Annotated in this window: 15 protein-coding genes; 2 read left to right on the forward strand and 13 right to left on the reverse strand. The window is 70.5% G+C overall.

The genetic code is table 11. The features are described 5' to 3' along the window. Positions 1-108 precede the first annotated feature (108 nt). From ACTWPW_RS44570 to uvrA, 4 genes are all read right to left on the reverse strand, one after another. Positions 109-570: a Rieske (2Fe-2S) protein gene (locus ACTWPW_RS44570; protein WP_364120359.1), complete on the reverse strand. Its 462-nt coding sequence runs from the start codon at positions 568-570 to the stop codon at positions 109-111. A gap of 46 nt (positions 571-616) precedes the next feature. Further along, the gene (locus ACTWPW_RS44575) at positions 617-1,078 is read right to left on the reverse strand and encodes a Rieske (2Fe-2S) protein (RefSeq protein ID WP_364120362.1); all 462 of its coding nucleotides are present in this window, start codon (positions 1,076-1,078) and stop codon (positions 617-619) included. A gap of 103 nt (positions 1,079-1,181) precedes the next feature. Continuing rightward, positions 1,182-1,586: a Rieske (2Fe-2S) protein gene (locus ACTWPW_RS44580; protein WP_375114146.1), complete on the reverse strand. Its 405-nt coding sequence runs from the start codon at positions 1,584-1,586 to the stop codon at positions 1,182-1,184. Positions 1,587-1,829: 243 nt separating this feature from the next. Then, the gene (uvrA, locus tag ACTWPW_RS44585; RefSeq protein ID WP_375114147.1) at positions 1,830-4,670 is read right to left on the reverse strand and encodes an excinuclease ABC subunit UvrA; all 2,841 of its coding nucleotides are present in this window, start codon (positions 4,668-4,670) and stop codon (positions 1,830-1,832) included. Positions 4,671-4,886: 216 nt separating this feature from the next. Here uvrA and ACTWPW_RS44590 point away from each other — a divergent pair, with 216 nt between their 5' ends. Both ACTWPW_RS44590 and ACTWPW_RS44595 read left to right on the forward strand, forming a co-directional pair. Then, positions 4,887-5,837: a maleylpyruvate isomerase N-terminal domain-containing protein gene (locus ACTWPW_RS44590; protein WP_443172280.1), complete on the forward strand. Its 951-nt coding sequence runs from the start codon at positions 4,887-4,889 to the stop codon at positions 5,835-5,837. Beyond that, positions 5,834-6,493 carry an MBL fold metallo-hydrolase gene (locus ACTWPW_RS44595; RefSeq protein WP_443172281.1) on the forward strand — a complete coding sequence of 220 codons (660 nt, stop codon included), beginning with the start codon at positions 5,834-5,836 and terminating at the stop codon, positions 6,491-6,493. Before ACTWPW_RS44590 ends, ACTWPW_RS44595 begins: the two co-directional genes overlap by 4 nt. 139 nt (positions 6,494-6,632) lie before the next feature. On the opposite strand, the gene pssA is transcribed toward ACTWPW_RS44595, so the two are convergent. The 9 genes from pssA to recN form a co-directional block, all read right to left on the reverse strand. Next, complete coding sequence (gene pssA, locus ACTWPW_RS44600; protein WP_364120377.1) at positions 6,633-7,457, reverse strand: CDP-diacylglycerol--serine O-phosphatidyltransferase; 825 nt, start codon at positions 7,455-7,457, stop codon at positions 6,633-6,635. Continuing rightward, complete coding sequence (locus ACTWPW_RS44605; protein ID WP_364120380.1) at positions 7,444-8,055, reverse strand: phosphatidylserine decarboxylase; 612 nt, start codon at positions 8,053-8,055, stop codon at positions 7,444-7,446. The genes pssA and ACTWPW_RS44605 overlap by 14 nt, the downstream gene beginning before the upstream one ends. Before the next feature lie 138 nt (positions 8,056-8,193). Continuing rightward, positions 8,194-9,177 carry a TerC family protein gene (locus ACTWPW_RS44610; protein WP_364120383.1) on the reverse strand — a complete coding sequence of 328 codons (984 nt, stop codon included), beginning with the start codon at positions 9,175-9,177 and terminating at the stop codon, positions 8,194-8,196. Positions 9,178-9,370: 193 nt separating this feature from the next. Continuing rightward, complete coding sequence (locus ACTWPW_RS44615; RefSeq protein ID WP_443172282.1) at positions 9,371-10,423, reverse strand: glycosyltransferase family 4 protein; 1,053 nt, start codon at positions 10,421-10,423, stop codon at positions 9,371-9,373. A 42-nt stretch (positions 10,424-10,465) separates the two neighbouring features. After that, positions 10,466-12,070: a murein biosynthesis integral membrane protein MurJ gene (murJ, locus tag ACTWPW_RS44620; RefSeq protein WP_443172283.1), complete on the reverse strand. Its 1,605-nt coding sequence runs from the start codon at positions 12,068-12,070 to the stop codon at positions 10,466-10,468. Positions 12,071-12,146: 76 nt separating this feature from the next. Beyond that, complete coding sequence (locus ACTWPW_RS44625) at positions 12,147-13,010, reverse strand: hypothetical protein (protein ID WP_375114153.1); 864 nt, start codon at positions 13,008-13,010, stop codon at positions 12,147-12,149. A 1-nt stretch (position 13,011) separates the two neighbouring features. After that, positions 13,012-13,989 (reverse strand): copper transporter, encoded by a 978-nt coding sequence (locus ACTWPW_RS44630; RefSeq protein ID WP_375114154.1) that lies wholly within the window; start codon positions 13,987-13,989, stop codon positions 13,012-13,014. Further along, a complete protein-coding gene (gene steA, locus ACTWPW_RS44635; RefSeq protein WP_443172284.1) occupies positions 13,986-15,182 on the reverse strand; it encodes a putative cytokinetic ring protein SteA in 1,197 nt (398 codons plus the stop codon). The genes ACTWPW_RS44630 and steA overlap by 4 nt, the downstream gene beginning before the upstream one ends. A gap of 73 nt (positions 15,183-15,255) precedes the next feature. Further along, on the reverse strand, positions 15,256-16,965 hold the full coding sequence (gene recN / locus ACTWPW_RS44640) for a DNA repair protein RecN (protein WP_375114156.1): 1,710 nt from the start codon (positions 16,963-16,965) through the stop codon (positions 15,256-15,258). Positions 16,966-17,059: the final 94 nt, after the last annotated feature.

A 17,059-nucleotide genomic window follows, 5' to 3' on the forward strand; every position in this document is an offset into this window, starting at 1 on the left:
GGTGCTGCCCGCTGATCTCGCCACGTTGCCAGCCTAGTAGCCCTCACCGACAAGGTGGCCCGCCGTACTCTTCGCGAAGGTACGGCGGGCACGTCCCGATCCGGCCTGCTATGCCAGCATGATCTGGTCGCCCTCGACCTTGATCGCCTGAGCCGGCAGCGGCTTCTCCGCCGGGCCGCCCGCGACCGCGCCGTCCGCGATGGCGAACTTGCTGTTGTGGCACGGGCACACGATCGTGCCGCCCTCGACGCTGCCGACCGGGCAGCCCTTGTGCGTGCAGATCGCGCTGAAGGCCTTGAACTCGCCCTCCGTCGGCTGCGTCACCACGATCTTCTGATCCTTGAAGACCGTGCCGCCGCCCACGGGGATGTCGGCGGTCTTGGCCAGCGCGCCGCCTGCCTGCGGCGCGCTGGACTCCGGCGTGCTCGCCTGGGGCGCGCTCGATTCGGTGGCGGTGTCCGCCGTCTGCGCAGTGTCGGTGCCGCCGCTGCACGCGGTGATCGCCAGCGCCAGGCCACCCGCTCCGACGCTTGCGAACACCGCCCTGCGGCTCTGAAGGTCTTGTCCCATGCGCCTCACCCAAACGCACTCAGGTGAGAAATTCATGAGACCTGGGTCAAGCTAGCCTGATCTTGTCCCCGTCGACCTTGATCTGCTTCTCCTCCAGCGGGTCGCTCGCCGGACCGTCCGCCACGGAGCCGTCCGCGATGTTGAACTTGCTCCCGTGGCAGGGGCAGTTGATGGTCTGGTTCGACACGGTGGCGACCGTACAGCCGGCATGGGTGCAAACCGCCGTGAACGCCTTGAACTCCCCCGCCGTCGGCTGCGTCACCACGATCTTCTGGTTCTTGAAGACCTTCCCGCCGCCCTCGGGGATGTCACTGGTGTCGGCCAGCGCCTTGGCCTTCGACTCGCTCTTCTTCTTCGGGGCCGCGGACGACGCCTCCTCCTCGGGGGCCGACGGCTCCTCGTTCGCTTCCGTCGTCGGCGCGCCGTAGCTCGCGCAAGCCGTCAGTACGGCCGCCAGCCCAGCGCTCCCGGCACCGAACACCACCGTCCGCCGCGTCGTTTCCGTCATGGTGCGTCCTCCCAGATTGGCTTTCACTTCAGGTACGGCCAGCGCCCTGGCGCCGGTTCAGCGTGCCCGATGCCAATCCCGGTAACTACGCACTATTACCTGTTCAGACGACCACGATGCCGTCGCCCTCGACCTTGATCTGGAAGGAGGCCAGCGGCGCGGTGGCCGGGCCCTTGGTGGCCTTCCCGCTGTCGGTGGCGAACTCGCTGCCGTGGCAGGCGCACCTGATCACGTTGTCCTTGGGTGTGCTGACCTGGCAGCCCTTGTGCGTGCACAGCGCGCTGAACGCCTTGTAGACGCCCTCCGTCGGCTGCGTCACCACGACCTTCAGGTCCTCGAGCAGCTTGCCCCCGCCCACCGGCACGTCGGCCGTCTTCACCAGGACCTTGCCCTTGAGGCTCGGCTTGGCCTCGGCACCCCCCGTGCCGCACGCGGCCAGCGCCAGCCCGCACGCCGCGACGCCTGCCGCGCCGAGCATCTCCCGCCGTCCCAACCCGTTCTCGGACATGGCTCCGCCCCCGATCCGTACCTGTTGTCGATGCCCGACCCCCGTGTCGCCTTTGCCCCCCGGAGGTGTGGCTGTTACCCGAACTCAACCTTATTGACGGACCCCCTCGGTCCGGTCATCGGGTGGCAGGCGCGCGCCCAGCGGCGGCGGCCAGGCCGCGATCATGCCCCTTTCCACCGACCCCCCCCGCCCGCCCGGCGGCCGTACACGCCGCCGGGCCGACGGGGTCGGACAGGCGGGGCGTCAGAGGGCGAGGATCTTGCGCAGGAACCGCCCCGTGTGGCTCTCGTCCACCAGCGCGACCTCCTCAGGAGTGCCGCTGGCCACCAGCGTGCCACCACGCGACCCGCCCTCGGGCCCCATGTCGATGATCCAGTCAGCGGTCTTGATGACGTCGAGGTTGTGCTCGATGACGATCACCGTGTTACCGCCGTCCACCAGCCGCCCGAGCACCCCGAGCAGCCGCCGGATGTCCTCGAAGTGCAGACCGGTGGTCGGCTCGTCGAGCACGTAGATCGTCCGCCCGGTCTGCCGCCGCTGCAGCTCGGAGGCGAGCTTGACCCGCTGCGCCTCGCCGCCGGACAGCGTCGTGGCCGGCTGCCCGAGGCGTACGTAGCCCAGCCCCACGTCGTTGAGCGTCTGCAGGTGACGCTTGATCGCGGGGATCGCGTCGAAGAAGCCGAGCGCCTCTTCGATCGGCATGTCCAGCACCTCGGCGATCGTCTTGCCCTTGTAGTGGACCTCCAGCGTCTCCCGGTTGTAGCGGGCGCCGTGGCAGACCTCGCAGGGGACGTAGACGTCGGGCAGGAAGTTCATCTCGATCTTGATGGTGCCGTCGCCCGCGCACGCCTCGCAGCGCCCGCCCTTGACGTTGAAGCTGAAGCGCCCGGGCTGGTAGCCGCGCACCTTCGCCTCGGTCGTCTGGGCGAACAGCTTGCGTACGTGGTCGAACACGCCGGTGTAGGTGGCCGGGTTGGAGCGCGGCGTACGCCCGATCGGCGACTGGTCCACGTGGACGACCTTGTCCACCTGGTCCATGCCGTTGATCCGGGAGTGCCGCCCCGGCACCGTGCGCGCCCCGTTGAGCTCCTTGGCCAGCGCGCTGTAGAGGATGTCGTTGACCAGCGTCGACTTCCCGGACCCGGACACCCCGGTGACGGCCGTGAACACGCCCAGCGGGAAGTCGATGTCGACGCCCTTGAGGTTGTGCTCGCGCGCCCCCTTGACGGTGATCTGCCGCTTCCGGTCGCGCTTGCGGCGCTTCGCGGGGATCGGGATGCTCCTGCGCCCGGACAGGTAGGCCCCGGTCATCGACTCCTCGCTGCTGAGGAGGTCCTGCACGGTGCCGGAGACGACGACCTGGCCGCCGTGCTCGCCCGCGCCCGGACCGATGTCGACCACCCAGTCGGCCGCCGCGATCGTGTCCTCGTCGTGCTCGACCACGATCAGCGTGTTGCCCATGTCGCGCAGCCTGATCAGGGTGTCGAGCAGGCGCATGTTGTCGCGCTGGTGCAGGCCGATGGACGGCTCGTCGAGGACGTACAGGACGCCGACCAGGCCGGAGCCGATCTGCGTGGCGAGCCTGATGCGCTGCGCCTCGCCGCCCGCCAGGGTGGCGGCGGCGCGGTCCATGGTGAGGTAGTCGAGGCCGACGTCGAGCAGGAAGCCCATGCGGGCGTTGATCTCCTTGACCACCCGCTCGGCGATGTGCATGTCGCGGTCGGACAGCTTGAGCGCGGCCAGGAACTTGGCGCACTCGCCGATCGACATGGCCGCGACCTCGGCGATCGACTTCCCGGCCACCGTGACCGCCAGGGTGACCGGCTTGAGCCTGGCCCCCTTGCAGGCGGGACACGGGATCTCGCGCATGTAGCCCTCGAACCGCTCGCGCGCCGAGTCGCTCTCGGCCTCGGCGTGCCTGCGCTGCACCCACGGGATGACGCCGTCGTAGGTCGTGTAGTAGGAGCGCTGCCGGCCGTAGCGGTTGCTGTAGCGGACGTGCACCTGCTCGTCGTGGCCGTACAGCAGCGACTTCTGCGCCTTCTTCGGCAGCCTCTCCCACTGCGTGTCGAGCGTGAAGCCGACCGTGTGGCCGAGCGCCTCGATCAGCCTGGCGAAGTATTCGCTGGTGTGACCGCCGGACCAGGGGTGGATCGCGCCCTCGCCGAGCGTGCGCTCGGGGTCGGGCACCACCAGGTCGGGGTCGACCTCCATCTTGGTGCCCAGGCCGGTGCACTCGGGGCAGGCGCCGAACGGGGAGTTGAAGGAGAACGAGCGCGGCTCCAGCTCCTCGAACGACAGGTCGTCGTAGGGGCAGTAGAGGTGCTCGGAGTAGAAGCGCTCGCGGTTGGGGTCGTCCTCGGGAAGATCGACGAACTCGAGCGTGATCGTGCCGCCGGACAGCTGCAGCGCCGTCTCGACCGAGTCGGTGAGCCTGCGCCGCGCCGACTCCTTGACCGACAGGCGGTCGACGATGACCTCGATGTCGTGCTTCTCGTACTTCTTCAGCGTCGGCGGCTCCTCCAGGCGTACGACGGTGCCGTCGACCCTGGCCCTGGCGAAGCCCTTGGTCTGCAGCTCGCGGAACAGCTCGGCGTATTCGCCCTTGCGGCCCCTGATGACCGGCGCGAGCACCTGGAACCGGGTGCCCTCCTCCAGGTCCATCACCCGGTCGACGATCTGCTGCGGCATCTGCCTGGCGATCGGGCGCGCGCACACCGGGCAGTGCGGCTTCCCGATGCGGGCCCACAGCAGCCTCAGGTAGTCGTAGACCTCGGTGATCGTGCCGACGGTCGAGCGCGGGTTCTTGCTGGTGGCCTTCTGGTCGATGGAGACGGCCGGCGACAGGCCCTCGATGAAGTCGACGTCCGGCTTGTCCATCTGGCCGAGGAACTGGCGGGCATAGGCCGACAGGGACTCGACATAGCGCCGCTGCCCCTCAGCGAAGATCGTGTCGAAGGCGAGGCTCGACTTACCCGAGCCGGACAGGCCGGTGAAGACGATCAGCGAGTCTCGCGGGAGGTCCAGCGAGACGTCCTTGAGGTTGTGTTCTCGTGCACCACGCACGATCAGGCGGTCTGCCACGGCGATCCCGGAAGTCGAAAGGCGGATAGGTCCACGGGGGATGGTAGACGGGGGCTCCGACAATTTCGGTGGCCCGATCCCCGGCCTCCGAAAATCCGTCCCTCACAGGTTACGGCCATCTCCCGACCAGGCAGGAGCCCTTCAACATTCAACCTCCTGACCTGCTGTTTTATGCCCTCCCCAGTGCCGACACCCTAAATGATGAAATATCAAGACATGACCGTCCTACCCGCCCTGCAGGCCGAGCTGGCCTCGGCCACCAACCAGTTGCTGGCCACGGCCGCGTCCCTGTCCGACGCCGACATCGCCGCCCCCTCGCTCCTGCCCGGCTGGACCAGGGGTCACGTCCTCAGCCACGTCGCCAGGAACGCCGACTCCCATCTCAACCTCCTGACCTGGGCGAGGACCGGCGTCCGCACCCCTCAGTACCCCTCCCTCGAGGCCCGGACCGCCGAGATCGAGGCCACCGCCGCCCGACCGGCCGCCCGCCACCTGGCCGACCTCGAGGAGCGCTCCGCCCGCCTGGCCGCCGCCATCCGCGATCTCCCCGCCAGGGCCTGGTCGGCGCAGGTGGAGCCCATGCGCCCGCCGCCCCACCCCGCCTGGTACATCCTGGTACGCCGCCTGCGCGAGATCGGCTTCCACCACGTGGACCTGGCCGCCGGGTACGGCCCGGAGGACTGGCCGGACTCGTTCGTACGCAGGGAGCTGCACGACTGCCTGGCCACCTGGCCACGCGACCACAGCACGGTGAGCGAGATCATCTTCCTCGCCGAACGCCCCACCCACGCCACCGGACACCGCGCGGCCAAGCCCGCCGCGCACCCAGCCGAGCACTCCCCGGGCGCGACCATTCATCGCCCGGCCGCGACCGATCGCCCCACGACGAACGCATCAGCGCCGGCGGCCGAAAGCCAGGCCGAAAGCGTGACCGAAATCCTCGCCCGTTGGCGCGACCTCGGCACCGGCCCCGCCGTCCAGGGAACGATGCGCGACATGCTTGCCTGGCTCACCGGCAGGTCCGGCGGCGAGGGCGTTAGTCTGTTGCCCGTGGGGCAGTCGTTCATACCCGGCCCCGGGGGCGCGAGTCTTCCAGAGCCGCCACCGTGGCTGACGATGCCGGCCCCCGCTGATCTGCCCACGACGCCCTCAGAGGACTACCCATGACCTATACAGGTGACGTCCAGGTCGGCGGCCCCGCCGACGTGCGCGAGCTGCCCGCGCTGACGATCTGCAAGCTCGCCGTCGGCCCGTACGACAACAACGCCTACCTGCTGCGCTGCACCGAGACCGGCGAGGGGCTGCTGATCGACGCCGCCGCCGACTCCGACCGCCTGCTCGCTCTGATGGGCGACCAGCCGGTCGGCGCCATCGTCACCACCCACCAGCACGGCGACCACTGGCAGGCGCTGGAGCAGATGACCAAGGTGACGGGCGCCCAGGTGATCGCCCACCCCCTCGACGCCCCCGCTCTCCCGGTGGCCGTGGACCGCACGGTCGAACACGGCGACACGATCACCTTCGGTGCGATCACCCTTGAGGTCATCCACCTGCGCGGCCACACGCCCGGCTCGATCGCCCTGCTGTACGACGGCGGCCCGGCGGCCGACCACCACCTGTTCACCGGCGACTCCCTGTTCCCCGGCGGCGTCGGCAACACGTGGAAGGACTCCGAGCGCTTCACCCAGCTCTACACCGACGTGGTGGAGCGGGTCTTCGACCGCCTGCCCGACGAGACCTGGGTCTACCCGGGCCACGGCAAGGACACCACGCTGGGCGTGGAGCGCCCGGCCCTGCCGGCGTGGAAGGCCAGGGGCTGGTAAGGCGATCCCGCGCGCAAAGCCGTAAGGGGCGGGCACGACGGCACCAGGCCGACGAGCCCGCCCCTTACGGCAAGCGGGCACGACGCTCCAAGCCCCAAGCAAAACCGAAGTAAGACGAAAAATCGCACCACTCAGCGCATCAGTGACCGATGCGCTGAGCCTCCTTACGCTGCTCGCGCTTGTAGAACAGCACCCGCAGCGGGATCGCGGCGACGAGCGCGATCTGCATGGTCGCGCCGATCTTGATCGGCAGGTCGCCGCCCTCGGGCCAGGCGACCCAGAAGGTCAGGAACGCCACGTTCACCATGATCCAGCCCAGGACCACCGCGGCGAGCTGCCCCTTCGGCTTGGGATATTCGATGCGGCTGACCATCAGCCAGGCCACGCCGAACACGGCCAGCAGCGACCAGATGCTCGGCTGGAACAGCAGCACGATCGAGATCACGGTCATCGCGCCCATCGGGATGGGCAGCCCCATGAAGTCGCCGCTCTTGGTCTTGACGCAGGCGAACCTGGCCAGGCGTACGACACCGGCGACCAGCACGGCCGCCGCCGCGGTGACCACGGCGGCGAAGGGCACCTGATTGGTGAACCCGCCCCAGATCACCACCATGAACGCGGGCGCGAACCCGAAGCTGATGACGTCGGCCAGGTTGTCCAGCTCGGCGCCCATCGCGGAGGCCCGGAAGCGGCGCGCCACGAGCCCGTCGAACAGGTCGCAGGTCGCGCCGATGAGCAGCAGCACGATGGCGGTGGCGAAGTAGCTGGGCGCGGGCGTGAAGCGCCCGCCGTCCACCTGGAGCTGCTGGATGGCGGAGTACGCCAGCACGCACACCGCGAGGAAACCGCAGACGGCGTTGCCCAGGGACAGCGAGTCCGCGGCGGACAGGCGGAACGCCTTGCCGACGGGCCCGCGAGGCTCTTCCTCTTCCGCCTGCCAGCTACCGGCGTCAGCCGCGGTCAATTCTGGTCACCCCCGCAACCGTCTTCTCACCCACGGACACCGCGGGGGAGATTCCTTCGGGAAGGTAGATGTCGACCCGGGAACCGAACCTGATGAGCCCGATCCGCTCGGCCTGCGTGACCTTCGCGCCGGCGCTCAGGTACGGCACGATCCTGCGCGCCACCGCACCCGCGATCTGCACCATCTCGATGTCGCCGAGCGTGGTCTCGAAATGCCACACCACGCGCTCGTTCTGGTCGCTGTCCTTGTTGAACGCCGGCAGGAACCCACCTGCCACATGCTGCACGGAGGCGACATTCCCCGCAAGAGGGGCACGGTTGACGTGCACGTTCAGTGGGCTCATGAAGATCGCGACCCTGGTGCGGCCGTCCGGCCAGGGATCGATGCTCTGCACCACGCCGTCGGCGGGCGACAGGATGCGTCCCTCCCCCGGCGTGCGGTGCGGGTCGCGGAAGAACCAGAGCATGCCCCCGGTGAGCGCGCTCAGCGGCACCGCCGCCAGCGCCCATCGCCGGTCTCGGCGCGTCAGCAGCGCGGAGGCGGCCGCCGCGGCCGCCGTCGGGAGGAGCCACGGGGAGACCCCGCGCGCGAGCCTCATACGGCTCGGCTTAGCAGAATCGTCGGACACGTACAACCTTTGGTGGTTTCTGGACTGGGCGCTTTGCCGTGATGTTACCGAACGAGTAACTGTGGCACGGCACAACTACACAAGCAAAGCGCCTCGAAGCCCTTTTCGCTAGACCTGCTCCGGATGCGTTTCCTCGCCCTTGCGCGCGTCGATGCGGGCTTTGATCAGGCTCGCCACAGTGGTGATGACCATGGTGGCGCCGATGACCGAGAGCGACACCCAGATGGGAATTTCGGGCGCCCAGGAGACATGGCTGGAGTGCAACGCCTCCAATACGAGCTTAACCCCGATGAACCCCAGGATGAACGCCAAACCGTAGCTGATGTAGACGAGCCGCTGCAGCAGGCCACCCAGCAGGAAGTACAGCTGACGCAGCCCCATCAGGGCAAACGCGTTGGCCGTGAAGACGATGAAGGGGTCTTTGGTGAGCCCGAAGATGGCCGGAATCGAGTCGAGCGCGAAGAGCAGGTCGGTGCTGCCGATGGCGACCATCACGATGAGCATCGGGGTCACCATGCGCTTGCCGTCGATCTTGACGGTGACCTTGGACCCGACGTAGGTCTCGGTGGTCGGGAACGCCCGGCGCACCCACCTCAGCACGACGTTCTCGTTGAATTCCTCTTCGTCGCCCTTGAGGTGCTGGCGGACGATGTTGATCGCGGTGTAGACGAGGAATGCGCCGAAGACGTAGAACAGCCAGCTGAACCGCTCGAGCGCCGCGGCGCCCAGGGCGATGAAGATACCGCGCATCACGAGCGCGAGCAGGATGCCGACGAGCAGAACCTTGTGCTGGTAGGCCTTGGGGACGGCGAACCGGCTCATGATGATGAAGAAGATGAACAGGTTGTCGACGCTGAGGCTGTATTCGGTGATGTAGCCGGCGAAGAACTCCCCGGCCCTGTCGGCGCCGGTCGTCACCCACAGCAGCAATCCGAAGGCCACGGCCAGCGCGACGTAGAACGAGACCCAGTATCCCGCCTGCCGCATGGAGAACTCTCGGGCTTCTCCGCGGTCGACGATCCACAAGTCAATGGCGAGGACAACAAGAAGACCGCCGATAACGGCGATCCAGGCCCACAAAGGTTCGCTCACTCAGACCCTCCGGCATGCACGCTTCATTGCCGGAGGTCTCTCCCGCCCGCAGACATCTGCGGACCGGCAGCCCCGGGGGCCCCGTGGAGCGGGGCTGCACCGTGATGACGAGGCTGTCGCGAAGGGATACTCCCCTCCCTAACCCAGGCAGTATATGAGAACGCATCGACCGCACCTAATCATCCTCCGGCCCTCACCCCCTGTACACCGCCAGCACGCTCTCCACGGCGTCGTCGCCACGGGGCATCTCCCGCCCCCGCCGAGCGGCCGCCGTAGCCAGTCTTTCCGCAGCTCCGGGCACTGACAGCAGCTCATTCACGGCCTTGCGGAACCCCTCGACATCCCCGTACGGCACCAGGATTCCCGCCTCTCCCAGGATTCCCGGAATCCCCCCGACCTCCGAGGCTACGGCCGGGGTTCCGGTCATGAGCGCCTCCCTGAGCGTGAGCGGCTGCCCCTCCCACCGGCTCGGCATCACGAGGGCGACGGCGGCGCCGAGCAGATCGGGCACGTCGTCGCGGTTGCCCAGCAGCCTGACGGGAAGCCCTTCGGCGTCGATCCTGCGCTGCAGCTCCCCGCGCAGCGGACCCTCCCCCGCCACCACGAACAGCGGCTCGCCCCGCCACGACCCGGCCGCGACGTCGAGCAGCGTCTCCAGCCCCTTCTGCTGGGCCAACCGGGCGACGGTGAGCAGGATGGGCCGCTCGCCGGCACCCAGTTCGGCCCTGACCTCCGGCGGTGTCCGCTTCGCGGGCGGAGGCACGGGCGCCGCCACCAGGGCGTCCCGTACGTCGCGGGCGCCGAGCCGGGTCATCCGCTCGCCGAGGTCGGGCGAGACGACCAGCACGTGCCCGGCCCGGCGCGCCACGATCCGTTCGAGCGCCCCGTAGACGTACCCCACGAACCCGCCCGCGGTCAGCGCGTTGTGCAGGGTCACCACCGGCCCGCGCCGCCCCAGCCCGGCCAGCGCCCCGGCCCGCAGCCCGTGGGCGTGCACCACGTCGGCGCCCCGGGTCAGCCGTCTGATCGCCAGGACCGCGCGGAGGTCGTTGACCGGGTGCGGCCGGTCGGATACGCGCACCTCCGCGAACCTCGCCCCCGCACCGCCGAACGAGAACTGCTCCTCCACGCTCCGTGGCCCGGCCACCAGCACCTGGTGCCCCCGCCGTACGAGCCCCTCCACCAGCATGAGCACGTGCCGCCCGGTGCCACCGGACGTGGTGCTCAACACAAAAGCCACCCGCAAGACCCGCTCCCTCCTCCATGCCGCACAACCCGACCGAACGCCTCACCCCGAGCCGCCCCGGCGAAGCAGCCCGGCCACCGCCCCGGCGTCCGCCCGGTCCACCACCGCCACCACCGCCGCACCCACGACCAGCGCCACGACCGCGGCCAGCACGGCTGCCCCCGCGTTCGGCCAGATGCCGCCCGCCCCGAGCCACCGCACCACGCCCGCCCCCGCGAGGTACCCCAGCACCCCACCGGCGACCGCCGCCCCCGACGCCCTGAGCAGCCCAGCCACGGCCGCGCTCCCCCGTGCCCGCACCACGGACCCGAGCAGCACGGCCCCGCCCACGCTCATGCCCACGCTCATCCCGAGCGCCATCCCGCCGATCTCCCACTCGTCCGGCAGCACCAGCACGAAGACGGTCTGGGCGACCATCACGACGCCCCACCCCACCACGGTCCCGGTGGCCGCGGCCCGCCCCCGGCCCGCCGCGTACAGCACCCGGCTCAGGTGAGCGATGAGCCCGTATCCCACCAGGCCGGGCGCGAACAGCGCGATCGCCGCCGCCAGCTCCGCGGCCGGCACCTCGCTCTTGCCGGCGAGGAACACGACCGCCCCGGGCCCGGACGCGGCCGCCAGCACCCCGGCCGCCAGCCCCGACACCAGCACCACCGCCCGGGTGGTGCGCGCCGCGAGCGCCGCGAAGGCCCCCGGGTCGCCCGCCTGCGCGGCCAGCCGGGGAAACGCGCTGGTGGCGATGGGCACGGCCAGCACCGCGTAGGGCACCAGGTAGATCGCCCACGCGTAGTTGTACACCGCGATGGCCGCGTTGCCGATGGCCTTGTTCGACAGCACCAGGACCACGACCATGGCCGCCTGCTGGGCGAGCAGCGCCGCGATGCCGGCCAGCGCGAGCCTGCGCACCTGCGCGGCCACACCGGCGGGGAACCGTAAGGTGGGCCGCCACCGCAGCCCCAGCCGCGACACCGGCCCGACCACGGCCAGCACCAGCGACAGCACACCGAGGCTCGTCCCCACCGACAGCGCCAGCTCGGCGGGCCCGGGAACGCCGGCGGGATCGCTCACGCCACCGCTGAACGGCACGAACAGCAGGTAGGCCACGATGACCACGATGCTGGACACCAGCGGCGCGACCGCGGGCCCGGCGAACCGCTTGTGCGACTGCAGCACGCCGTAGAGCACCACGGCCACCCCGTAGAGCGGGATCTGCGGGGCGAAGACGACCAGCATCCGGGTGGCGACCGCGGTCACCGCGCCCACGTCGCACCCGTCGAGGGCGGTGCCGAAGAACAGCCCCACGACCGGCCCGGCGAGCAGCGCCGTGAGCACGCCCAGCGGGACGAGCACGACGACCACCCACGTCAGCAGCGCCGAGCCGATCCACCCGGCCCGGTCCCGCGAATCCCGGTCGGCCGCCCCGGCGAGCACGGGGACGACCATCCCCGCCAGCGCGCCGCCGACGACCACCTCGAAGACGATGTTGGGGATCTGGTTGGCCGTCATGTAGGCCGTGGCCAGGCAGTTGGTGCCGACGGTCTGGGCGAAGGCGTACTGCTTGGCGAACCCGGCCACGCGCGCCAGCACGGTGATCGCCCCGATGAGCAGCGCACCGCCCGCGACGCCCCGCGCCGTCACCACACCCACCCGGCCTCCCCTGCCCCAGCGGATCAACGCTTACGCAGACATCCTGGCAGGCCGGACCGACAGTCGCGCCGGGGGATCACACGGGGTCGACCGGGCGGCGGCCGAGCATGTCGAGGCGGTTGAGCACCGGGTTCCCGGCGATGACCTTGGTGAAGCTGACCTTCTCCGCGGCCGCCGTCAGGGCCACGACGGTGCCCAGCAGGGTGTAGCGGCCGGGCCTGCCGAGCGTGGTCACGGCGGCGAGCCCGAGCAGCGCGCCCAGGGCGTTGGCGCCGGCGTCGCCGAGCATGGCGCGCTCGCCGAGGTCATCGGGCAGCAGCGCCGCGGCGGCCCCCAGCGGGACGGCGGCGAGCGCGGCCGCGGCGGGCGAGCCGCGCAGGAGCGAGGCGGCCAGCAGCGGCCCGCCGGTCAGCAGGCCCACCTTGATGGCGCGGCCGGGACGCAGGTCGAAGAGGTTGGCGAGGTTCGCGGTGCCGGCGATGGCGGCGCCGTTGACCAGGGTGTCCACCGGGCCCTGGGAGACGAGGGCGGCGGCGCCCAGCCCGGTGGCGCCGATGCCGAGGATCTTGACGGCGCCGCTGGTGACCTCGCCGCGGGCGAGGGCGCTCAGGTGCCCCTTGAAGCCCTTGGAGGAGGTGGTGCCGTAGAGGTCGTCGTAGGCGCCGAGCGCGCCGCTGCCGGCGCCCGCGAGCAGCGCGGCCGCGCGTACGCGGGGGGTCAGGCCGGGCACGAGCGCGGCGGCGGCGCCGGAGCCGGCCACGAAGGCCGGGCCTTCGAGCAGGGTGATGGGCTCGCCGCGGTGGTTCTTCCTGGTCCAGCGGCCGCTCAGCTCGGCGGGCCGGTTGCGGGTGAACCCGGCGTAGGCGGCTCGGGCGGCCACCGCGCCGATCGCGGCGCCGGCGAGGGCGTAGAGCAGGCCACGGGCCCGGCTGGCAGGCATGTCAGCTCCCTGACTGGGTGGTGGGGGACGGAGTCGCGGACGTCACCGGGGGAACGGGGGCCGAGGCCCCCTTGCCCATGCCGTACTGGCCGGCGCGACCGGACAGCTGCTCCCGGAGAGAGTAGACGATCGCGACGCGGCCCACGGGCATATCGGCCGTGTCCACGGTGGACACGCGCTTGGAGACCTCGCCCTCGTCGCGTACGGTGCTGATCGCGTCGCCGGGCAGGGCACCGGCGGCGGCGAGCCCGGCCAGCACCGTGCCCTTGCCCCCGACGTCGAGGCCGTCGGCGACGGAGACGATCGCGCCCGCCTGGGCCTCGGCGTTCTCCCCTTCGTACGGCTTCTCCGGCGCGAACATCACCACGAGCGTGGCCCGCTTGCCCGGCTCGCCCTCCGTGCTGAGCAGCCCGCCGGTCTCGAACGTGCTGATGACGTCGGCCGTGGCCGGGTTGGGGGTGCCGCTCTGGGTCTGGTCGGTCGTGACGAACGTGGCGGCGAGCAGCGCCGCGGCGCGGTCCCAGCTCGTGGCGGTGGCGGGGAAGACCATGTTGACCGGCTTGAGCTGGTCGACCAGGCCGTCGAGCACGCCCCGGCCCTTGGGGTCGAAGAACTTCTCGGTCAGCGTGACCTGCCCGGAGATCTCGGCTCCTGCCTGGTCGAGCACCTGCTCGGCGGCCTCGCGCTGGGCGGTGTTGGAGCCCGGCGCCTCGACCAGCAGCACCCGCTGGCCCGACAGCTCGCCGGCCACCAGGTCGGCCGTCACGGAGGCGATGAAGGTGTCGTTGCCGGCCTCGCGCCCGCGCAGGGTGTCGATCTGCGCCCGCAGCTCGTCGTTGGACGCGGTGAGCCCCGCGGCGACCTCCTGGGTGGACTTGATCGCCGGTTCCTGCAGCAGCGTGGTGCCCAGCACGATCCCGACCGCGAGGGCCAGGAAGATCGCGACGATGGAGACGAGGTGGTAGCGAAAATCGATCACGAGAAGAGTCCGACCAGCCAGAAGATGAACGCGTTCCATGCGTCTTGCAGGCCGTTCAGCCAGGTCTGGCCGAGTGGCGACAGTACGAGCGCGATCCCCATCGTGATCAGCGCGGTGATCACGAGAAGGAGCAGTTGCGAGGTGGTGATGCGGCTGCGGTAGAGCCTGCTGACGCCCTTGGCGTCGATGAGCTTGCTGCCGATGATCAGCCGGGTGAGGAAGGTGCTGGCCATGCCGGAGCGCCCCTTGTCGAGGAACTCCTCCAGCGTGCCGTGGGTGCCGACCGCGACGATCAGCTCGGCGCCCTTGTCGTCGGCGAGGATCATCGCGATGTCCTCGCTGGTGCCGGTGGCGGGGAAGATCACCGCTTCCCGGCCGAGCTGGTGGACGCGCTCCAGGCCGGGGGCCCTGCCGTCGCGGTAGGCGTGGACGACGAGCTCGGCGCCGCAGGTGAGGGCCTTGGTGGAGACCGAGTCGAAGTCGCCGACGATCACGTCGGGCAGGTAACCCGCCTCCAGCAGCGCGTCGGCCCCGCCGTCGACGCCGACGAGGACGGGCCGGTATTCGCGGATGTACGGGCGCAGGGTGGCGATGTCTTCCTTGTAGTGATAACCGCGCACCACGATGAGGACATGTCTGCCCTCCATGGGGGTGCGGATCTCAGGCACGCCGACTCCGTCGATGAGAAGCTTGCCCTCACCGCGAACGTACTCCATCGTGTTGACGGCGAAAGCCTCGATCTGCACGGCGAGGCCGGCACGCGCCTCCGCCATGGCGGACTCGACGGCCTCGGCCGTCTGCTCCTCACCCTTGCCGATCACGTCGTCGTCGAGGTAGACGACCCCGTCGCAGACGCGTACGACGTCGCCGTCCTTGACCCGCTCGAACAGCTCCTGGTTGGCGTTGTCCACGAACGGCACGCCGGCTTCCAGCAAAATCTGTGGCCCCAGGTTGGGGTAGCGGCCGCTGATGCCCGCGGCGACGTTGACCACGGCCGAAGCACCGCATGCGACGAGCGCCTCCGCGCTGACCCGGTCAACGTCAACGTGGTCGATAATCGCTATTTCTCCGGGCTGGAGGCGTTTTGTCAGCCTCTTGGTACGCCGGTCGATTCTCGCCACTGCCGTTACACCGGGAAGGTCACCGACCTTCCTACCGCGGAGGCCCGGCATCCTGCTTCCCGGAACCTTCATCAAGACCATCCTGCCAGAGCGAAACAGCGCGGGGGCCACGCATGACGCGGCGTGTCCGCTATGTCACCCAGGATCACCTGTCTGCGGCCGCGAGCCCCAGCAACTCCTCCGCGTGCGCCCGGCCGAGCTCAGAGTCCTCCAGCCCGGCCAGCATGCGGGAGAGCTCGCGTACCCTGCCTTCGTGGTTGAGCGTGACCACACCGCTGCGCACGACGCTGCCATCGCTCGCCTTCTCCACCACGAGATGCTGGTCGGCGAACGCCGCCACCTGCGGCAGGTGAGTTACCACAATCACCTGCGCGGTGCGGGCCAGCCTGGCCAGCCTGCGCCCGATCTCGACCGCGGCCTTGCCGCCGACCCCCGCGTCGACCTCGTCGAAGACGAACGTCGGCACCGGATCCGCACCGGCGAAGACCACCTCGATCGCGAGCATCACCCGGCTCAGCTCGCCGCCGGAGGCGCCCTTGTTGAGCGGCAGCGGCGGCGCCGCGGGATGGGCCGCCATCCGCAGCTCCACCTCGTCGCGGCCCTCCGGCCCGAACTCCGCGCTCTGGGTGAGCTGGACCACGACCCTGGCGTGCGGCATGGCCAGCGCCGTCAGCTCCTCGGTCACCGCCTGGCCGAACCGCTCGGCGGCGGCCTCGCGCACCTTGGTGAGCTCGGCGGCCAGCTCGGTGAGCCGGGCGGTCAGCTCCTCATGCTCGCGGGTCAGCTCGTCGATCCGCTCGTCGTCGCCTTCGAGCTCGGCGAGGCGGGCGGCGGACTGTTGCGCCCAGGCCAGAACGCCGGCGCTGTCCTCGGCATATTTCCGGATCAGGCCGGACAGCAGCGACCGTCGCTCCTGCACGGCGGCCAGCCGCGCCGGGTCGGCCTCGATCGACTCCGCGTACGAAGCCAGGTCGGTGGCCACATCGGAGATCAGGTATCCGGCCTCGGCCAGCCGGTCGGCCACCCCGGCGAGCTGGGCGTCGAAGTCGCGTACGGCCTCCACGGCCGCGCGCGCCTCCCCCAGCAGGGAGATCACGTCGTGCGGGCTGCCCGCGGCCTCCATCGGGTCGCCGAGCAGCGCCGTGTGCGCGGTCGTCGCGGCGCTGCGCAGCGCGTCGGCGTGCGAGAGCCGCTCCTCTTCACCGCGCAGGTCGGCGTCCTCGCCCGGCTTGGGGTCGACCTTCTCGATCTCCTCCAGCCCGAAGCGCAGCCTGTCGGCCTCCTGCGCCCGCTCCCTGGCCCTGGTGGTGAGCTCGTCGAGCAGCGCACCCACCTGCTTGTGCCGCTTGTACGCCTGCGTGTAGGCCCGCAGCGGCTTGACCAGCTCGTTACCGGCGTAGCGGTCGAGCGCGGCCCGCTGCCTGGCGGGCTGCAGCAGCCGCTGCTGGTCCATCTGCCCGTGCACCGCCACCAGGTCGTCGGCGAGGTAGGTCAGGGTGCCCACGGGCACCGTGCGCCCGCCCAGCCACGCCCTGGACCTGCCCTCGGCGGAGACCGTGCGAGAGATGATCAGCTCGCCGTCCTCGACCTCGCCGCCGATGTCCTCGACCTGCTGCGAGACGCGCCCGCCCGGCTCGATGACCAGCGTGCCCTCCACGGTCGCCCGGTCGGCTCCCGGCCGGATGCGCGAAGGATCGGCCCGGCCGCCGAACAGCAGCCCGAGCCCGGTGACGACCATCGTCTTGCCCGCGCCCGTCTCGCCGGTGACCACGTTGAAGCCAGGCGAAAGGTCGAGCACGGCCTCGTCGATGACGCCGAGCCCCTGGATGCGGACCTCCTCGACCCTTGGTCGCACTGCCCACTCCCGTTCACTGCCGTGTCTGACGCCGCTGCCCGCGCTGGACCGCCGGAGGCGACCCGCCGCGGGAGCAGCAGCCTGCCGCCCGCGC

Source organism: Nonomuraea sp. KM90, assembly GCF_052246675.1.
Classification (GTDB): Bacteria; Actinomycetota; Actinomycetes; order Streptosporangiales; family Streptosporangiaceae; genus Nonomuraea.

Bases quoted from the DNA above. Each gene is read 5' to 3' on its own strand.
- ACTWPW_RS44570 (WP_364120359.1), bottom strand. From the start codon at position 570: ATGGGACAAGACCTTCAGAGCCGCAGGGCGGTGTTCGCAAGCGTCGGA.
- ACTWPW_RS44575 (WP_364120362.1), bottom strand. From the start codon at position 1,078: ATGACGGAAACGACGCGGCGGACGGTGGTGTTCGGTGCCGGGAGCGCT.
- ACTWPW_RS44580 (WP_375114146.1), bottom strand. From the start codon at position 1,586: ATGTCCGAGAACGGGTTGGGACGGCGGGAGATGCTCGGCGCGGCAGGC.
- ACTWPW_RS44590 (WP_443172280.1), top strand. From the start codon at position 4,887: ATGACCGTCCTACCCGCCCTGCAGGCCGAGCTGGCCTCGGCCACCAAC.
- ACTWPW_RS44595 (WP_443172281.1), top strand. From the start codon at position 5,834: ATGACCTATACAGGTGACGTCCAGGTCGGCGGCCCCGCCGACGTGCGC.
- ACTWPW_RS44605 (WP_364120380.1), bottom strand. From the start codon at position 8,055: ATGAGGCTCGCGCGCGGGGTCTCCCCGTGGCTCCTCCCGACGGCGGCC.
- ACTWPW_RS44625 (WP_375114153.1), bottom strand. From the start codon at position 13,010: ATGCCTGCCAGCCGGGCCCGTGGCCTGCTCTACGCCCTCGCCGGCGCC.
- steA (WP_443172284.1), bottom strand. From the start codon at position 15,182: ATGAAGGTTCCGGGAAGCAGGATGCCGGGCCTCCGCGGTAGGAAGGTC.